We start from the raw sequence: 18,192 nt of genomic DNA on the forward strand, positions 1-18,192 counted from the left end.
CCTATGGATCGTCGTACTGCAGACTTCTGGGCCACAACGGATAACGCTGCAGCCGAATACACGCAGCTCATTCTGGAACGCAAAGAACATGGCATGGTCTCCCCTGCTCAAGGACCTTTTTGGAACCACCAACCCTATCCCGCAAAAATTGTTCCGGGTGCACCTCGTTTCCAGCTTCGTGCACACGCCATGTCCCCCATGGACATTGCTATTGCGCGGGCGCTGGAGGGTTCCCTGCTCAGAACTCATCTGCGTGCAGAAGTCGACTGCAACTCGCCTACGCGGACCCGAGCTGAGGTCGCATCTTTCCAGTGGTCTCGGAATACGGCCTCAGGTGGAGGTCTCTACCCAATTAATCTCTACAGATACAGCTCCGGAGATAGCCACCTGCCCGCTGGCCTGTACTTACTCAACCCCATAACCTGCCAATGGCAACAGCTGAGGGCTGATTCCCCACGAGGCGAACACTCCTGTGTCGCCGGTGAGACCCTGCTGGTTACCGTGGAGTTTTGGCGTTCAGCGTTTAAGTACGGTGACTTTGCGTATCAAGCAACCTCCGTGGATGTGGGGATCATTGTCGCGGCATTGGTCTCCCAGCTGGATGCAACTGTGGGGCCGGTGGCTATCGACTGGTCCCCCGATGAGCTCGCTCTCTCCGAATTCCTCGGTAACGATCCCCTCGACGAGGCCATATATTGCACGCTCACTCTGCCTAGCAGCTCCCGTTCAGGCGCTGCTGCTCAGACAGCTGTTCCCCAGACCGCTGTTCGTCTCGCGCACTCGGGAACGGTGCCCGTGCGTTTTCCCACCACTGCGGCTTTACAAAAGCAGCGACTCCGAGAAACACAGAGTATGCGTGCACCTTTTTCTACAGAAAGAATCGCCGCACCGCCACCAGTAGCAACCAAGCGAGGCTCCAGCTCTTTTGGGCGTTATTCCGGAGCTGCAATCGACGTAGACGTGCTTACTCGCATGGTGCAACGTGGGCGCGCCACGGCCACTGCGCTCCTGGGAACCCCGCCTGAAACCGATTATTTCTCGGATATCCAGGCAGCTGCGTTGTGCGTCAACGTTACGGGCTTAACGCATTCGCTTATAGCTGATGTCGAGGCATATCCTGCGGCAGCTCCCGCACGCCCGTGCCCTCAACTTCCCGAGTTCTTGCACAACACCTATCTCCTGAAAAACTACGACCCTCTGCGCAGCTCAGCCGTGTTGGTGCTGTGCGCAGATCTGCGGCGGGTAACCACTGACTACGGTGCCTCTGGTTATCGGTGGGCCTGCGCTGAGGTCGGGGCCTACTGTCACGCGGCCTATGAGGTTGCGGCACAAGAACGGATCTCTGTGGGCGCAGTGTTGGGCTTTGATGCTCAGTACCAGCGCGATTACCTCGGTTTAGCGGATAATCTCATCCCGGCCCTCAACATCCTTGTGGGTGTGGATCGACCTCATGCACGGTGGAGGAACTCGTTACTATGACAACCACTCCTTGGAAGCTTCTTAACGAATCCCTGGTTCGCAGCTGCAGTGTGCCGTATGAGGCGTTACGGCAGCTTTGCGACGCCCCCACCGAAGCACTACTTACTGCCGATCTGGACCAGCGGCTCCGCGTAGACGCGGCCCTTGATACTCTTGGTTCTGCGGCCCACCAGGACATTGCGGGGTGTGCAAACACAGTGTTGCGGCGTACGCTACTCGATCTCAAGCGAGCCGCGCATCACCATGACGTGCGCAAGGTCCGCGCCCTGCTGGCTAAAGCTACATCCGCTGGTTTGCTGTTGCCTGCCGGCGTAGCGACTGCTGCGGATACGGCGATCACTGCCTCCGAAAAAGTACTGTCATCAGCGCAACTGCACGACGTACTTATGCGTTCCAAGAAAAAAGAGCGCGACTGCATCGGGAAGATCGCCAGAGACCAGCGAGTTGATTCGGCAGTATTGGTCACGTCGGTCCCCGCTGCAAAAGCCATCCGGAGCCTGGGTGCAGATCGTGCGATGTCTGCCAAGCAGCTAGCTCGTGCACACCGCACAGCGCTGGGCTATGTGATCCGCAGCGCCACCCGGACGGTACCGTTTTCCGCCCTGTGCACAATCGCGCCGTCTCAGTTGTCCCACGCCAGCCGGCACCCGGATGAGCCTCATGTCCCGGCATCTGTGCACACTATTGCGCGTTGGAACGTCTACGCCATGGCTCAGATTTTCTCGGCCATGAAGAAGGACTTTGAGTTTATTGCCACGCTTCCGGTTCTGGTTAATCCTGACGCGCTATCAGAAAATGGTCACTGCGCGCTGCCGCGATGTTCCGTCGAATATCTAGGGCACGTCGGCGATCGGGACCTCGCCGTTTATCGGGAGGAACGCCGAGTGGTCGATTCCCATGGATTATTTGGAAAGGTCATGGCCTTAGCCGCAGGTGCTGCACAGAACCACGACTACACGTGTGAGCAACTGGCCACAGAGCTCTCGGCACACACGGGTTTAAGCAAGGCCCAAACAAGGTGCATTGTTCTCGATGCCATCCGAATCTCAGCCTTAGTTGTTCCCGCTCTCGACTTATCCCCGTCCACAGCGGTATCTGAGCAGCCGATAGTTATGCACCTGGCACGTGGGTCAGAAAAGGCCGCATCTGCTGCGCGTCTCATTGCCCGCATCGCGGAGGGGTGCAACGCGGTGGCGTCGATAAGCGACTTTGACCGCAGGCATACTCAGACCCTGGAGCTCGCGCACCACATGGATAGCCTCAGGCGACTCGTCGATCCCAGCATGCCGATGTTCCATACCCATGTGTATGAGGATGGGGTCGGGAAAGAATCGACGATTCCCTCCCCCGCCGTGGACTCGTGCACATCCCTTGACTGGGATGCTCTGGCAGACCTGGTCGATCTGCTTGATGTGCGGCAGGCAGAACGCGCGTTGTTTGAGGAGTTTGTATCCGCAAAATTCCCCCGTGGGGAAATCTGCCACGATGTTCCGGCGGTGGTCAATAGTTTTGTCGCCGAGGTCCTCACGCCACTGCGACAGGTTGATATTGAGGCAGTTGATGAAAATGACCTGAAGTCCACTGCATCTTTGCCACTGGGTAAGGCATGGGAATGGATTCGAGCACGCCGCCGCTTCCTGGCACACGTGGCCGAGTTAAGAAACAACGACGCTGGTCCCGTGGATATACGGAACCTCCTCACCGACTATCGCCCCCTTGTGCAGTCTCGTAGGTATCCGCTTCGATCTTTAAACGCATACGTTCAGCAAGGCGACGAGTCCAAAGTCGTAATTAACCGGACGCTCGGCGGCCCAGGTTTCCCGTGGTCTCGGTTCGCGCATGCGATGCCGGATTCCGCAGCACGCGCATGGTCCGAATTATCGGATTATGCGTCTGACGCTGGGGTGACGCTTGTCGAGCTGACAGCCGGAAAAGTGGTCTCCAACCTCAACGCGCATCCGGCCACCTACCCAACCACTCTCCTCATCCCGGGGCACCCTCGAAAAACCACACGGGCGTCTGATATTCGACTAGCAGACACGCAGTTGGCCTACTGCGCATCTAGCGGACGCTTGCAGCTTTTCGACGCCCACGGCACCGAACTCCTCCCCGCATACATGGGGTACATCACTGACCGGGGGCTGCCGCTATCTACGCAAGCCCTCATGCTCCTAGCGCCACCCATGCATTGTTCCTTGGACTTTTTCCCGCGCACGAGTTCAGAGATAGTGCATCAGGCTCGTCTGCTCCTAGGAGATGCTGTTCTTGCGCGAGAAAGCTGGACTTTTCCCACCTCAAGCACATCTATGGATATTCCGTGTCTCCTAGAAGAGGCACTGGTGTGGTGGCGCAGCATTGCCCGACATCACGCCCTACCCGAGTGCGGAGTTCTGCGAACATTCGATGCCCACGGCGTTGTGGGTAAAGGCCAGTTTTATAACTCCCAGATCATGGGAACGATCACCAACCTCATACGCGCATTGCGCAACGCTCACTACGGGTTTGTGATTGAGGAATTCTTTCCCCACGTCGGCGAGTCCGGCGTAGCGCAGGAATACATAGTCACAGGAACACGCTCTTTGAAGGAGGGTATCTAATGCGTACAACCGACCCCTGGCTTGCTTTTCATATTTTTTATGGAGAAGACCCTTCTCTCTTGCTCCGCGACTGCTTGCTGCCTTTTGCTCATACATGCGTTGCAGAAGGCCTGGTAAAACGATTTTTCCATATGAATTACTGGCTGGAAGGCGCACACGTCCGCTTAAGGCTAGAGCTTTACAATCCGGCAGATCGCGAGCGCGTCGTATGCGCAGCGCATCAGGCTATCCAACCGTGGATTGACTCCCATCCTTCCAGCGCGCCCCAGCTGTCCCTGCGCAATCCCGAAGGTTATCGACGTCTCTTTGAACACGAGTACCCCATGTCCAGGTTCTCTGACTATATCGACCAGGATGGCCTGCCCCGTCTACAGCCAGATAACTGCATCCGAGAACGCTACTACGAGCGTGAATATGACCGCTACGGTGGTCGGATAGGGATGTCGCTTAGTCAGGACGGTTTCCAAGCCTCGACATTGTTCGTCGAAAAGCTTCTGTGCGCTGGAGTTTTAGAAGCGCGCACGTCACGCTTAGCCGCAGCTGCGCTAGGAATGGTCTGCACCGCGCACACAGTTTTGGCTTCCGACGCATCCATAGGACGTTTTTGGGAAAGCTATCACGCAGGCTGGACCTCGTCTTTTTCCATGCCCACCAGCTACACCTCGCCCACGGCACAACACAAAATCTCCGCCGAGGCCCATGCCCTCTCACGCGCAGTCACGCCGTTTCGGGATGCGTTGCGCCACGCCCCAGACGGCTCAGGCCTCCCCGAACCCTATGCCACTTTCACTCAACGCATGACCTCTGTCATGGACAAACTCCACGATGCATATGACTCCCGAGAACTCGACTTTGGTGATTCTGCCGCAGAGGCCGGCCACACGTGGAAAGAGAATTCCATTTTTCTTCTGCGCTCTTATGTCCACATGACCAACAACAGGATGTCCGTCAATATCTCAGATGAGGCCTATCTAGCTTATTTACTGCACACGTTATATCGGGAGGCACTATGACCAGCATTCACGACCTTCGGTTTGCTCCCGGCGCGGCGTTGGGCCCGATCATCCACAGTCCTGATCGAAGTTTCGCCGTAGCGCGTAATCCGCAGGGTGAGCTCAGCGAGCTAGGGCCTCAGGCCTGGATACTGCTGGACCTCTTCCGGCAACGAGACAACGGGGATAGCGTAGACATGAGGATGTTCGCCATCCCGCACGTGGCTAAGGCCATACGTGCCATGGAGCAACGAGGATTGCTCACTACGACCTCGGATACCAGCGCGTCTTCGCATCCCATAGGTATATTGGGGCGACCCCGTGGAGGGTGGTTCGTTTCTTTTGTCACCCTGATCATGGCACTTACGGCAGCATCAACGGCCATCATCGTGTATGCGGGCTACGCTTTTACCCAAGCGCATAGCGCGCCTGACCTCACCGGTTTTTTCACGATTCTCGCCGGCGTCATCATCACTATCATCGCCCACGAATGCGCTCACGGCATCGCATTTTTCCTGCTGACCGGAATCAAACCGACAGCTTTTTCCACTGCTTCTTTTCCCCGCCGGTTCCTCAGCCTGCAGCTACCTGGAATATTGGCGGTGTCCTCCCGCGCCGGGAGAGTCGCAGTGCTTGCGGTCGGGCCTGCGACCACGCTGATCTTTACGGGCCTTACTGTGGTTCTCTACCACGAGGGGGTGCTTCCCGACGGCGCCGCATGGCTCCCCAGAATCTTATTTATAACGTTTATCGGTTCGCTTATTCCCGTACCTAATTCAGATGGAACAAAGATTTTGGAGGCGATATCCAGAACCAATAATTTACCAAAGTTTGCATGGAATTTTGCACGCAGAAAACAACTACGTTCGGAGATATTTCAACAGCAAATCGTTACCATAATTGTTATTTACATTTCACTTTATCTGGGTACCATAATGTTATGGGCAATCATAGTGCTATTCTTTATAGTTTTCCCTGGAAGCCCATATCAGTAGTCCAACCGCACAACGTCCCATGAAAGGAGCACACCATCATGACAAACATGCACAGGGACACCATGTCCGGCCTCAATCTGGACTTGCTCGCAATGGAGGTCGAGGGCCTCGAGGTAAACGACTACGTCGATGCTGATGACACCGCGTTCTTCAGCATGTGTTCGTCCACCACGTCTTCCTCTTCCTGCATTTCCACTTCTTCCTCCTAGCTCCAAGCTTCCCTCCCTAGGGAAGCTGCCGGAGCACAGCGACTTCCCCGTTGTGCTCCGGTTCTGCATGCGACATGACTAGTGCTTCTTTACTCGCGTTTACTGCTCCTGCAGATACACCGCACAAAGCCGACTTCCGCCGCCCGGCCGGATTGTCTACTCAGCGCGCCATAAAAGTCCTCCGCGATGCGGCTGCCGAGCTATCAGATGACTCCATCTGGGCGATTCATGTGCTTACCGGCCAGATCATTAAGGCTCCTCGCCCCACGCCTGTTGCGGGGGCAGGGTCTCATAGGCTCCCGCTGGAAGCCCTCGATGGGATAGTCCATTCTGCGCTCGCCCCCTTCGTGGGGATTCTTGGCCCTGGTCACTCGGATCAAGGTTGGACTACGTCCGTCCCATTTTCTGGCGCAACCCGCATAAGAACTCCTCTCTGCCATCTCGACCTCACCTGGTCGGGACAGAAAGAATCGCTGCATCACAGCCGAAATATCGCAGCCCTGGAAGGCCTGGAGAGATTGTGCTGTGCTCATTCCAGGGGGAGAGTGACCGTGGGACCAGCGACCAGCTTTTCAGGAAAAGCGGTGTCTCCTACGCAGCTAGGATTCGGAGCGGACATGCTCGCCCTCAATAGCAGTCTGGTTCCATGGTCGCCTGATGAGCCACACATGTGGGTGGAAGGCCGCAATCTTCGCACGCACGATTCTGCGTTTCTGCCCGTTGAATGCGTTTATTACGGAGATGTTCCAGCGTGTCGTTGGGCCGTGGGCAATTCCTCTGGCTCAGCCATTGGAGTTTCACTGGCCGATGCCACCCATGCGGCATGCCTTGAGCTCATCGAACGCGATGCCATCATGTCCACATGGGCGCGATCAATTCCTACCCAGCCCATCCTCCCCAGCTCTATTGCAGAACTCGGTCCGCTACTCTGCCGCGCGCGGATACTGGGGCTTCGGATCCGGCTCGCCCGCGCCTATACCGATCTCGGATTCCCCGTGGTTATCGCCTGCGTCGACGACGGCGCGGCAGTGTCTTTAGGATCGGCCTGCCGCGATTCGCTCCGTGCCGCAGCCATCGCAGCACTCAACGAAGCCTGGGCTTTTTACCCCGAGCGGCAGCGCGTTCGCAGTGCCGGGTCAGCTGTGCCGGAACGTATTCGTTCTGTCCTTGACCACGCTAATCAGGTGTCGCTTCCAGAGTGGACAACCCGCATCGACAGGCTACTCGGCACAGATCAACCACCGCGTCGGTGCAGCAGGGCTGAGGACCCAGTTACCCCGTCTGCCCTTGCAGCGCTTATCGACGCCGGCTTTGACCCCATCCGCATAAACACCACGCTGGCCGAGGTCCAGGAATATGACCTCACAGCCGTGACCGTAGTCGTCCCAGGCCTCGTCCCTATCGACTTTGGTTGGGACCGCCAACGAGCACAATTTATGGAGCGACCCGCCCAGCTTTGCAGCCAAGCAACCGGTGGCGTCATAAACCCAGTAGAAACGACGTGCCACCCCTTTGCATAACCGCTCCGAGGCACTGCTCTTATCGTTTTTGCTGGCGTTTCGACGCCGCGAAGGCTAGTAGCGCAAACACAACAGCCCACGCGGCGATATTAGCTACGGCCCACCACAAGGGAACAGAGGCTAACGTCCCATTCGCAGCGGCTTCTTCTGCGCCAGATATAGGGAAACGCGCTAGTTTATTTACCCCGTAGAGCGGCATGAAACGTGACATGGAGAGCAAAAACCCGCTGAGCGGAATGAACATGTTGGACAAAAATGCGCAGATCAGTACACCAAAAGAGGCAATGGACAAGGCCGCCTCACCTCGAATAAGCAGTGCGATTCCCAGCCCAAAGAGCGCAAAAGGTACCGCCGTAAGCCATGACGCTAAGAACGCCAAAGCCCACCGAAGATCGCCTTCGATCTGGGCCGTCGTCAAAGCACCGATGGTATACACCACGATAACGGGGGCAAGGGAAACCACCAATACCGCAAACACCTTGGTAGCAATGTATTTCCCACCAACGAGAGGGGTCATCGCCAGCTGGCGACCCCAGCCTTTTTCCTGCTCCAGCGCCGAAGTAGCAGCAAGACTCGTCGCCACGGTGACAGAACCATAAGCAGCCATCGATGCCATCACTGTCGCACTTACATTGCCGTGCCCCAGTTTGATCTCCGCATAACTTTGGATAGCGCCAAAAAGGATGTACATTCCCGCTGGCAACAAGATTGCGAATACCAGGTTCGCCGGATTACGCACGATGCGCTTGACGTCTATGAGACCAAACCGAATATTCATGCTGCGTCCTTTGCCTTAGCATCGCGTGAATGAGTCAGCTCAATAAATGCGTCTTCAAGCGATGTCGTTGAAACCAACAAGTCATAAGCAGATGTGCGATTAAGGAGGTATCGCGCAACGTCGTCTGGCTGAGTAGTGTCTAGCGTGATTCGATCGCCGTTAATACTTACGCTCTTAACCCCAGGCAATCCAGCGAGCTCTTTCGTGGAAGCACTCGGAATAACAGCGCTAACGGTTGCGCCTCGAACTGACGCCCTAATTTTTTCGATGGGGCCATCAGCCACGATTTTTCCCTCGCTGATAAAGATGACGCGCTCCGCGAAATCATCCGCCTCTTCGATGTAATGAGTAGCAAAGATAATTGTGCGGCCAGCATCAGCTTCTTCGCGCATGATGCGCCAAAACTTCCGACGTGCCTCAACGTCCAATCCGGCAGTGGGCTCATCCAAGATAAGTACCTGTGGATCTGAGAGCATGGCCAAAGCAAAGCGTAATCGCTGTTGCTGTCCGCCAGAGCACTTACCCACTTTTCTGCGAGCAAAACTGGACAGGTCCCAGCGCTTCATCACGTCTTTCACCCGACCCCGCGCCCCATGCGCGGCAGCAAGTGCTTGAACGGTTTCACGCACTGTGAAGTCAGGTAGCAACCCACCGGATTGAAGCACTGCCTGGCACTTGCCAGAGCACGTGGCTTTATGCAGGGACTGACCCAGGACCTCCACCTGACCGGAGTCCGGCGAACTGAGTCCCAGAATCATGTCGATCGTTGTCGATTTCCCAGCACCATTGGGACCTAAAAAGGCAACAATCTGGCCCTGTGGAACGCTAAACGATACGTGATCGACGGCAACAAGCCTACGTTGGCCGTGCCAGTGGAACGACTTGGTAAGTTCGGAGACTTGAATGACTGGCGTACTCATAAACTTATGTTAGCCGATTAGTTAGCCAATAAAAAGGGTATATATCACTTAAAATAATGAGTAACCATCAAGAGTTTAGAAGCCCCTATGTCAAGCAGCCACCCACTAGACACAGGCAAAAGACCACGCCAAAGGCGCTATCTTTAACCCTTACACAACTTCTCGGGCCACTTATCTTTTTTAAAGCTACTTATCAAACTCTCGGCTATGGTAATCAGCCGCCGCCCTCTGTTCGCCTGCGTTCATCCTCGCCAACATCTGATTGTAGGCAGCAAAATCTTCATCGTCATCCGATTCAATTCGCTTCTCGATCTCACGCTCCGTTCGACGATCTTCCTTCAGCCATTCCATAAACAAAGCGCCGAAAACGATGACCAGTGGGAAGGCGCCAGAGGCCCACGCGATGCCGCCGCCAACATTTTGGTCATGCATCAGATCAACTGCCCACGGCAAACCGAGTTGAGAGTAAAAGCCTTCTGCCAAGATTTTAGAAAGCTGCATGAGGTACACGCCGAAGTACAAGTGGAAAGGCATCGAGAACACCAGCCACCCGAGACGAGACAGCACCGAATTATTTACCGGCTTAGGGTCTCCGCCGATCATTTCCCAATAATAAAGCGTTCCCGATAGCAGGAATACCCAGTTCATAGAGAGGTGACCCGCATGCTCGGACACCATCACCTCATACCAAGGCGTGACGTACAAGAGGTAGAAAATGGTGACAAACTGAATCGTGTTAAATGCCGGATGCATAAGCACGCGCAGCGTCTTGGACTCAATACATTGTTCCAGCCATTCCCTTGGTCCAGGCTGAGTGGGCGTTCCCGGGCGCAGCGTTGCAAGAGCAAGCTGCAGCGGATTTCCTAGTACCAAAAAGACCGGGATGACCATCGATAGAACCATGTGCGTCACCATGTGCATGGAGAACATCGCCGGCATGTAGAGCCCCACTCCCGAACTCATGCAGAGGCTAAGGCTTACGCTCCCCAACAGGAACCACGCCGTGCGTTGCCATTTCCATTGTTTTCCCTGTGCACGAAGCCGCAGAAGGCCCACAATATACGCCACGGTGAGCACGATTCCCACGGTGGTAAACATGATGTCAAAGCGCCAGACCGTCCATACATTCCAGAATGTAGGTGCCTTGGTGAGGTCATAACCCATAATGATCGACATTTGGGAAAGATCAGTCACCCGAGGCGGAGGCGGCGGAGTCCTTCCCAGAGAGATCGCAACGCCGATGATCGCAGCCATGACCAGCACCTCGACTATCGCGACTCGAGCAAAAAGCCCCCGGGTATTCTCACTTTTTTGCAACTGCGGGATAGTAATTGTGCGATGCACGAAACCAAGCACCGCCGCGACAATCGTGATCGCAGCCTTAGCGACGATCAACCTGCCATATCCACTAGTAAGCAAGTCCCCCACGCGCACTCGGATGGCTACATTAATCACACCCGAGATCGACATGGCAACAAGCAACCATAAAGCAACCTGCGAATAGCGCGACACCGCAAGCCCCAGATCCGGACCCAAGCGCCTACCATGCGCGATCAAAGCCATAAGGCCACCGACCCACAAGAGCATGAAAAGCAAATGCCATAAAAGAGAGTTCGTTCCATAGTCGTGATCGCCACCAGCCGCCGAGTGCCCTTCCAACCCCAATGGGATGATCGTGGCGATTGCCCCGACAAACCACACGGGTTGAGACTTCCAGCGCTTACTCAATAACGACAGCCCGCCGACGACGCCAGAGATAATCGCTGTCCACAACCAAGCCAGCGCCGCCGGGACCTTCGCAATAGCAACCGGCCAGTTATGTAACTGTACGGTTTGGGAAAACGGCTGGCCGGAGACGTCGGAAAGCACAAGCGGAATCATGAGGATCGCGATAGCGCCGAAGCACAGCACTGCAATCGATCCAGTCCGCGCCGCAATATGCCCGTCGACGCTCAGTTCCGCGCGGTCCAACGAAACACCTGCACGGGGAGAAACAAAAAAGGCCGAAAACATAAATGACCCCACGCCAAGGGCCGCGAGCATCCAACCCGCCGCACGGAAGAACGGCAGGCCTGCGGTGGTCACCGGGCCGGGGTCCGGGATTCCCAATGCGGCTAGGGATTCACTCAGAAAAGCCCACGAGATTAGCGCCCCCACAAGGCCCGCAACTACCAAAAAAACAAGATATAACGGCCATGTGACTCGAACCACGGGGGAAGAAGCATTCGACATAGTTTTCTAGCCTAACCGTTTCTACTTAAGCTGCGCGCTTTCGACGTGTTTCCCTAGGCCAAGAAGGAAAAACCAAGCTAAATGGAAGAGAATTCCAACAGCACGCTTAACCAAACAAAAGTTTAACCTTCGCCACATTAAGCCAAATAAATGAAACAAATTATAGCAGTGAGCCTTTGTTAAGCTACCCTACTCCTTAGTGCCATAGGCTGAATTGTCATACGGAAGGATATTCTACATGCGTCCCCGCTTATCCCTTATGAGCCGGAAAAGGAGATCATTGCGGTTATATTCTTCGCGTTCCTTTGGAGCACACATGCTTCGGAATCCTTATCCATAGTTGTATGGGCAGATTTCTCAGCGCATAGCAGTTCGACGGTGTGCTGCACGTTGCTCCCAGCATCGAACGCGCACAGGCACCCATAATTGAACATTTTTGTAATGCACGGCCACACGATGTGCCCCTCGATTCTCAACGCAGCATCTACCCGAGAACGAATCGCATCTAGGCAATAAAACTCGGTTTCTTGATGGGCAAGCGCCCTCACTTTTATCGCTTGCCCATCGACACCGCCCCAGAGTGGAAGGTCATTGCACATGAGCAATCCAGTTCCCACAATCGAAGCGCCCCCGAAGGGCGTGGAATACATCCACGGCGACACAGCACCGCTGCCCGTGGGTGTTAAAGACTCACGCCCGATGTCCCTCAAATCGCGCGTCATACTTATCATTATCGCGCTTATCGCCGCTGCCGGCTGGGGCGTTATCGCTTTCGCCCGAGGCGAAACAATCAACGCTGTGTGGCTCGTCTTCGCCGCAGTCGGCTCGTACTTCATTGCCTACGCATTCTGGGCACGACTTATTGAATACAAGGTAGTCCGGCCACGCGATGATCGCGCTACCCCAGCCGAATACATCAACGACGGAAAGGACTTTGTTCCTACAGACCGTCGCGTGCTCTTTGGCCACCACTTTGCCGCTATTGCCGGCGCCGGCCCGCTGGTTGGCCCCGTTATGGCCGCTCAGATGGGTTATCTGCCAGGTACTCTCTGGATCGTTCTCGGTGTGATCTTCGCCGGTGCCGTGCAGGACTACCTCGTCCTGTGGATTTCCACGCGTCGCCGCGGCCGTTCACTCGGCCAGATGATCCGCGATGAGATGGGGAACGTAGGCGGCGCCGCCGGTATCTTGGCCGTTATTACCATCATGGTCATCATCATCGCGGTTCTTGCCCTTGTTGTTGTTAACGCGCTTGCCGACTCCCCATGGGGTGTGTTCTCCATTTCCATGACCGTTCCGATCGCAATCTTCATGGGCATCTACATGCGCTATATCCGCCCAGGACGAGTCACCGAGGTTTCGGTTATTGGCGTGGTTCTACTCCTCCTGGCCATCATCTCCGGCGGATGGGTAGCCTCCACTGAGTGGGGCACGGACTGGTTCACCTGGTCTAAGGTCACTCTGGCCTGGGTCCTCATTGGCTACGGCATCGTGGCAGCCATCCTGCCTGTGTGGTTGCTACTTGCCCCACGCGACTACTTGTCCACCTTTATGAAGGTCGGCGTGATCGCCCTCCTAGCAATCGCCATCGTGGTCAATCGACCCGAGGTCCACATGCCCGCAATCACCGACTTCGCTCGCGACGGCAACGGCCCGGTCTTTGCAGGTAACCTCTTCCCATTCCTCTTCATCACCATCGCCTGTGGCGCCCTATCCGGCTTCCACTCGCTCATTTCTGCGGGAACAACGCCGAAATTGATTGAGAAGGAATCCCAGATGCGCATGATCGGCTACGGCTCCATGCTCATGGAATCCTTCGTTGCCATCATGGCCCTCATCACCGCTGTGGTCATCGACCGCCACCTTTACTTTGTGATGAACTCCCCCGCTACCCTTACCGGGCTCGACCCCGCCCAGGCAGCAGCATTTGTCAACGGTCTCGGTCTTCCAGGCGCCGGCATCACCGCCGATGCGCTTACACAGGCTGCCGACGCAGTGGGCGAAAGCACCATCATTTCACGTACCGGTGGCGCACCAACCTTGGCTTTCGGTATGTCGCAGATTCTCACGGATATCACCGGCAATGCTAGTATGCAGTCCTTCTGGTACCACTTTGCCATCATGTTCGAGGCTCTCTTCATCCTCACCACTGTCGACGCTGGTACCCGCGTGGCTCGCTTTATGATGACAGACACGCTGGCCAACATCCCTGGTCTGAAGAAATTCGCCGATCCTAACTGGACCGTAGGCCACTGGCTCTCCACAGTCATTGTGTGTGCTCTCTGGGGTTCCATCCTCCTCATGGGAGTTACAGACCCGCTAGGTGGCATCAACGTTCTCTTCCCACTCTTTGGTATCGCAAACCAGCTTCTTGCAGCTGTCGCGCTCTCGCTCGTTGTCGTGGTCACCGTTAAGAAGGGCCTTCTCAAGTGGGTCTGGATCCCAGGTCTACCACTGCTCTGGGATGTTGCAGTCACCATGACAGCTTCTTATCAGAAGATCTTCTCTGATAATCCGGCCATCGGATACTGGGCTCAGCACACCCGCTACAAGAATGCACTCGCAGAAGGAAAGACTTCCTTTGGCACTGCAAAGTCGGTAGAGGCCATGGAGGCCGTTGTCAGGAACACTGCAGTCCAGGGCTTCCTGTCCGTGCTGTTCGCAGTACTTGTGATCATCGTTCTTATTGCAGCTGCTGTAGTCTGTATTCGTGCATTGGGTCAGCTCAAGCGTGGCGAGGAAGTACACACTTCTGAAGAGCCCTTCCACCAGTCTAATTTCTTCGCACCAACGTCACTTGGCACATCTGACGTAGAAAAAGTCCTGGTAGATGCGTGGAACGAATACGATCCGCCTAAAGCACATGCCCATAGCCACCACTAGCATTCACTAGCGAGGAACAATGGAGACTCTTTCAACAACGCTGCGATGGGCAACCGCCCCGCTACGTTACTGGGGTGAAGTACTCGGAGAAAAAGACTACGAAAAATTTGTAGCCCACCGACGCGCCCACCATCCCCACGAATCGATTCCCAGCGAACGTGAATATTGGCGCCAGCGTTGGGCTGACCAAGATTCCAATCCGGGCTCCCGCTGCTGTTAGCGTCTACTAAAAGACAAGGTCGAGACATAGTTCTCGGCCTTTCTTTTGCCTCCCCCTCCTCGACTATGAGGAAAACACACACCGTAGTATTATTTCCATCAATGCCTCCGTAGCTCAGTGGATTAGAGCAGTCGGCTTCTACCCGATTGGTCGCGGGTTCGAATCCTGCCGGGGGCGCTTTTGGAATCCTCTTCTACCTGTACTTTTATGGGTAGGAGAGGATTTTATTTTTGCTGTTTTGGGGCTTTTTGAGGTGCTTTTGTCGTGGGAATGTCGTGGAATTTATATTCCCTATGCGCTAGACCCCACCTTCTCTTCCCCGGGCCTGCATTTCCATAGACAAAGTCCTCGTATCATGCCGCAAAGCCCCCTTTTGTCTATGGAAATGCAGGCTACGTCACCCCGCCTCCCAAAAAATTGTCGTTTTTGAGAACGCTAGAAATCCCCACCTGGCGTTTTACAAAGCACACCCTCGCTAGCGTTCTCAAAAACGACAATTCCCCAACACACACGACCCCACTTTGCCCTAAGCTCCCCAACATAGTAAATTTTAATCCAAATTTAAGCTAAAAAGGCTTATTTTATAAGCTTTTTGTAGAAATAAGTGGGAAGGCCCTATGCAGAAGTCCAGAACCGGAATTACCAAATCTTTGGCAGCTATCGTTGCTTTTACAGCTATAACTCCCCTTTTATCCGCAGCACCTAGCGCTATCGCCCAAGAGGCTTCAAGCAATGCAGTAACGGCAACAATTGATGCGATAGATGGCTCCACTACGGGAACCGTGCCGTTAACACGCCAGATCACGGTAAAAGACCCCAACGGAGCCGCACGGACCCCATCTGATCCCAAAACGGCCCATGCTTCCCACGGAGACACCGTAACAGTGAAGGTCACCATCGAATCAAAAGATGGAAATGCCCGAGGCTTTAGCGACTTCACAGAATTAGTCCCCGCGGTAGGGCACCTAAACAAGGAGTCCGTCACCTACACAATCGACCAGCAGTCCCCTACAAAACTCATCGAGAAGGGTTGGGAAATACAGGAACAAGCCAAGGGCATCAGTTTTAAAGATAAAGACCTCACAAATCTTCTACTAGGTCAAAAAGTCTCCGTCGAATACACATACACCGTCGACGCCAGGTCCCCAGAACCACGTACAATAGGAATTACGGTCGATGGCTACCATAGCAACACCCAAACCATGGGCCCCAACCTCGTGATAGATCAGTCCAGCGCACCAGGGACCTTCCGTTCGCTGTGGCAAGGTTTCTTACGCACGTTGTCCCAGTTCTTCAGCCTCCTACTGAGACTCTTTCGTTTATAACGGAAACCAACGCTAGGTTGAGAGCAAGCAAGATGATAAAAGGCGCGCCCCACTACGACAAGCGGGGCGCGCCTTTTATCATGCGTCTACAAAGGATTTAAGAGCACTTCTTCCATGTAAGAAGTCGTTCAAAGCGGCTGCATTGCTGCTTTGCGGGCTCTTTTCTGTGGTCCCGACCAGGGCGTTCCCTTTCCTCAGAAACCGGTTTCCACACAATAGGACGGGGCTCTACGGGAGCCTCAGCCACAGGTGCTGGTTCTGCGTCAACAATAGGAAGGTCGAGCTCTGGAGCGAGGGAGTCGCTAGGGTCCAGGTCAACCAATTCGGGGCCGGAAGGAGCCGGCGCAGGAACGGTTTCCACGATCGGCGTAGGAACAGCAACCGGCTTAGGAGCAGGACGGGCGTCGTCACAGCTACGGCCGCTACAGGCTAGTGCAGAACACACCGCAGCGTGGGCGTCGACAACCCCTGCCCCCATCCCGTGCGCAGTCTTTTTCCTTGTCCTGGACCTGGTTCCGTCGTATAGCGACGTGCCGTGTCGCGGAGGATGCGCTCAATCTCGTCTGAACTAATCGTAGGATCCGCAGCCTTCATCAAAGCGATGACACCGGAAACCACAGGGGTGGCCATAGAGGTGCCTTCCATGTAGGAATAGCCACTGGCCTCAGGGGTACGCAGACCACGGTTAACGGTGGAAAGGATGCCGGCGGCCGGGGTAGGGTTGCCAAAGACAGGCCTCATATTGCCACCAGGTGCACCAAGGTCTACGTGGCGTCCGTAGTTAGAGTAGGCAGCTCGGTGCCCTTCTGGACCAGTAGCACCCACAGTAATCACGCCGTCGCACGATGCAGGTTGGGCGTTATCGGTTGGCAGATCCTCGTTGCCAGCAGCCACAGCTATTGTTGCGCCACGGGACAATGCGCGATCTATGGCATTTTGGTAGATCGGCATGCACTGACGAGATTTTCCGCCAAGTGACAGGTTGATCACGTCGGCGGGGTTGTCGTTGTGAGGAGTGCCGGGAACGTCCTCGCCCGCGGCCCACACGATCGCGTCTGCAATATCGGAGGTGTAACCGCCGCATCGCCCCAGAGCACGGACAGGAAGGATCTTTCGTCAGGAGCAACGCCGGCTACGCCCTCATGGTTGTCGGTGATCGCCGCCGCGATACCTGCCACGTGGGTTCCGTGCCAGGAGGAGTTTGCGGCCCGGGAGTCGCGACCACAGGTGCCATCATAGGTCCAGTCGCCCATATCAGTTGGGTCATTGTCGCGACCGTCGCGATCCCGAGAGATCCGAGGATCAGAGATCATGTCGTAGCCGGGCAAGATCTTGTCGTTAAGATCGGCGTGGCTAGTGATGCCTGAATCCACCACGGCGATAACGGTCTCAGCACCGTCTGCACCCGATGCCCACGCCTTATCGACGTTCGCACCGAACTGGTCAAAGAGGTGCCATTGATACTTGTAGTGTTCGTCGTTAGGTGCGGCAAGAGAAGTGGGGAATATTGGACGCGGTCAATATCCGCATACGCAATTTCAGCTTTGGACTCGAGGGTGCCTCGGAGGGAAGGGATTCTCTCTGCAGGCACAGGTGGATTTAGCTCAACAACGTATGAGCCGTCGAACATCTGGCGGACGAAAGACGCATCAGATGAAAATTCTTCAACAATGTTATCGAGAACGTTCATCCTTTTAGCCTGATCCAGCGTCGTCATTTGGTTGAACGTGACAGTGAATCGAGCAGCAGGCGCCTCACCAGTCGGAGCAACGCTTTGGCGCTGCACAACAGCGAGGGAATCATTGGGTTCTTCAACGGACAAAGCAGGAGCAGCGACAGCAACGAGAGATGCGAATGTTATGGCAGCGCATACCACTGATACGCCACCCCTGCGTGAGAATACAGTTCTTGGGGAATAAGTTTTCACGCATGGAATTATAACGAGATGAAAGAAAATCGATCCGAAACTTTTTCCGGCAAAAATTCTTCCACAAAAATCATGGGGTAAAACCCACCATTGCTCGGCAAGCTTCATTTAATTC

Annotated in this window: 13 protein-coding genes, 1 tRNA gene and 1 pseudogene; 10 read left to right on the forward strand and 5 right to left on the reverse strand. The window is 55.2% G+C overall.

Features of this window, described 5'->3' with window-relative positions; genetic code table 11:
• The first annotated feature begins 3 nt into the window (after positions 1 to 3).
• The 6 genes from CBE74_RS21660 to CBE74_RS21685 all read left to right on the forward strand — a co-directional run bounded on the left by CBE74_RS21660 (position 4) and on the right by CBE74_RS21685 (position 7,792).
• A complete protein-coding gene (locus tag CBE74_RS21660; protein ID WP_087454410.1) occupies positions 4 to 1,479 on the forward strand; it encodes a nitroreductase family protein in 1,476 nt (491 codons plus the stop codon).
• On the forward strand, positions 1,476 to 4,076 hold the full coding sequence (locus CBE74_RS21665) for a lantibiotic dehydratase (RefSeq protein WP_087454411.1): 2,601 nt from the start codon (positions 1,476 to 1,478) through the stop codon (positions 4,074 to 4,076). Before CBE74_RS21660 ends, CBE74_RS21665 begins: the two co-directional genes overlap by 4 nt.
• Complete coding sequence (locus CBE74_RS21670) at positions 4,076 to 5,089, forward strand: lantibiotic dehydratase C-terminal domain-containing protein (protein WP_087454412.1); 1,014 nt, start codon at positions 4,076 to 4,078, stop codon at positions 5,087 to 5,089. The genes CBE74_RS21665 and CBE74_RS21670 overlap by 1 nt, the downstream gene beginning before the upstream one ends.
• Positions 5,086 to 6,063 (forward strand): hypothetical protein, encoded by a 978-nt coding sequence (locus CBE74_RS21675; protein WP_087454413.1) that lies wholly within the window; start codon positions 5,086 to 5,088, stop codon positions 6,061 to 6,063. The genes CBE74_RS21670 and CBE74_RS21675 overlap by 4 nt, the downstream gene beginning before the upstream one ends.
• 38 nt (positions 6,064 to 6,101) lie before the next feature.
• Positions 6,102 to 6,272: a thiazolylpeptide-type bacteriocin gene (locus tag CBE74_RS21680; protein ID WP_134316308.1), complete on the forward strand. Its 171-nt coding sequence runs from the start codon at positions 6,102 to 6,104 to the stop codon at positions 6,270 to 6,272.
• A 74-nt stretch (positions 6,273 to 6,346) separates the two neighbouring features.
• On the forward strand, positions 6,347 to 7,792 hold the full coding sequence (locus CBE74_RS21685) for a YcaO-like family protein (RefSeq protein WP_087454414.1): 1,446 nt from the start codon (positions 6,347 to 6,349) through the stop codon (positions 7,790 to 7,792).
• A 19-nt stretch (positions 7,793 to 7,811) separates the two neighbouring features.
• Here the strand turns inward: CBE74_RS21685 and CBE74_RS21690 are convergent, their stop codons facing one another.
• From CBE74_RS21690 to CBE74_RS21705, 4 genes are all read right to left on the reverse strand, one after another.
• A complete protein-coding gene (locus tag CBE74_RS21690; RefSeq protein WP_087454415.1) occupies positions 7,812 to 8,570 on the reverse strand; it encodes an ABC transporter permease in 759 nt (252 codons plus the stop codon).
• Positions 8,567 to 9,490, reverse strand: coding sequence for an ABC transporter ATP-binding protein (locus CBE74_RS21695; protein WP_087454416.1), 924 nt, complete (start codon positions 9,488 to 9,490; stop codon positions 8,567 to 8,569). Before CBE74_RS21695 ends, CBE74_RS21690 begins: the two co-directional genes overlap by 4 nt.
• A gap of 186 nt (positions 9,491 to 9,676) precedes the next feature.
• Positions 9,677 to 11,722 (reverse strand): bifunctional copper resistance protein CopD/cytochrome c oxidase assembly protein, encoded by a 2,046-nt coding sequence (locus CBE74_RS21700; protein ID WP_087454417.1) that lies wholly within the window; start codon positions 11,720 to 11,722, stop codon positions 9,677 to 9,679.
• A gap of 257 nt (positions 11,723 to 11,979) precedes the next feature.
• Entirely contained in the window at positions 11,980 to 12,321 is a 342-nt protein-coding gene (locus CBE74_RS21705) for a hypothetical protein (protein WP_087454418.1), read from the reverse strand.
• Here CBE74_RS21705 and CBE74_RS21710 point away from each other — a divergent pair.
• From CBE74_RS21710 to CBE74_RS21725, 4 genes are all read left to right on the forward strand, one after another.
• Positions 12,320 to 14,605, forward strand: coding sequence for a carbon starvation CstA family protein (locus tag CBE74_RS21710; RefSeq protein WP_087454419.1), 2,286 nt, complete (start codon positions 12,320 to 12,322; stop codon positions 14,603 to 14,605). The genes CBE74_RS21705 and CBE74_RS21710 overlap by 2 nt on opposite strands.
• A gap of 19 nt (positions 14,606 to 14,624) precedes the next feature.
• Positions 14,625 to 14,825 carry a YbdD/YjiX family protein gene (locus CBE74_RS21715; protein ID WP_087454420.1) on the forward strand — a complete coding sequence of 67 codons (201 nt, stop codon included), beginning with the start codon at positions 14,625 to 14,627 and terminating at the stop codon, positions 14,823 to 14,825.
• Between the two features lie 103 nt (positions 14,826 to 14,928).
• Positions 14,929 to 15,002 (forward strand) — tRNA-Arg (locus CBE74_RS21720).
• A gap of 440 nt (positions 15,003 to 15,442) precedes the next feature.
• Complete coding sequence (locus CBE74_RS21725; protein WP_087454421.1) at positions 15,443 to 16,150, forward strand: hypothetical protein; 708 nt, start codon at positions 15,443 to 15,445, stop codon at positions 16,148 to 16,150.
• A gap of 97 nt (positions 16,151 to 16,247) precedes the next feature.
• Here CBE74_RS21725 and CBE74_RS24660 read toward each other — a convergent pair.
• Positions 16,248 to 18,077 (reverse strand): annotated as a pseudogene (locus CBE74_RS24660) (S8 family serine peptidase).
• Between the last annotated feature and the right edge of the window lie 115 nt (positions 18,078 to 18,192).

The organism is Corynebacterium silvaticum, assembly GCF_002162115.2.
In the GTDB taxonomy this organism is placed as follows: Bacteria; Actinomycetota; Actinomycetes; order Mycobacteriales; family Mycobacteriaceae; genus Corynebacterium; species Corynebacterium silvaticum.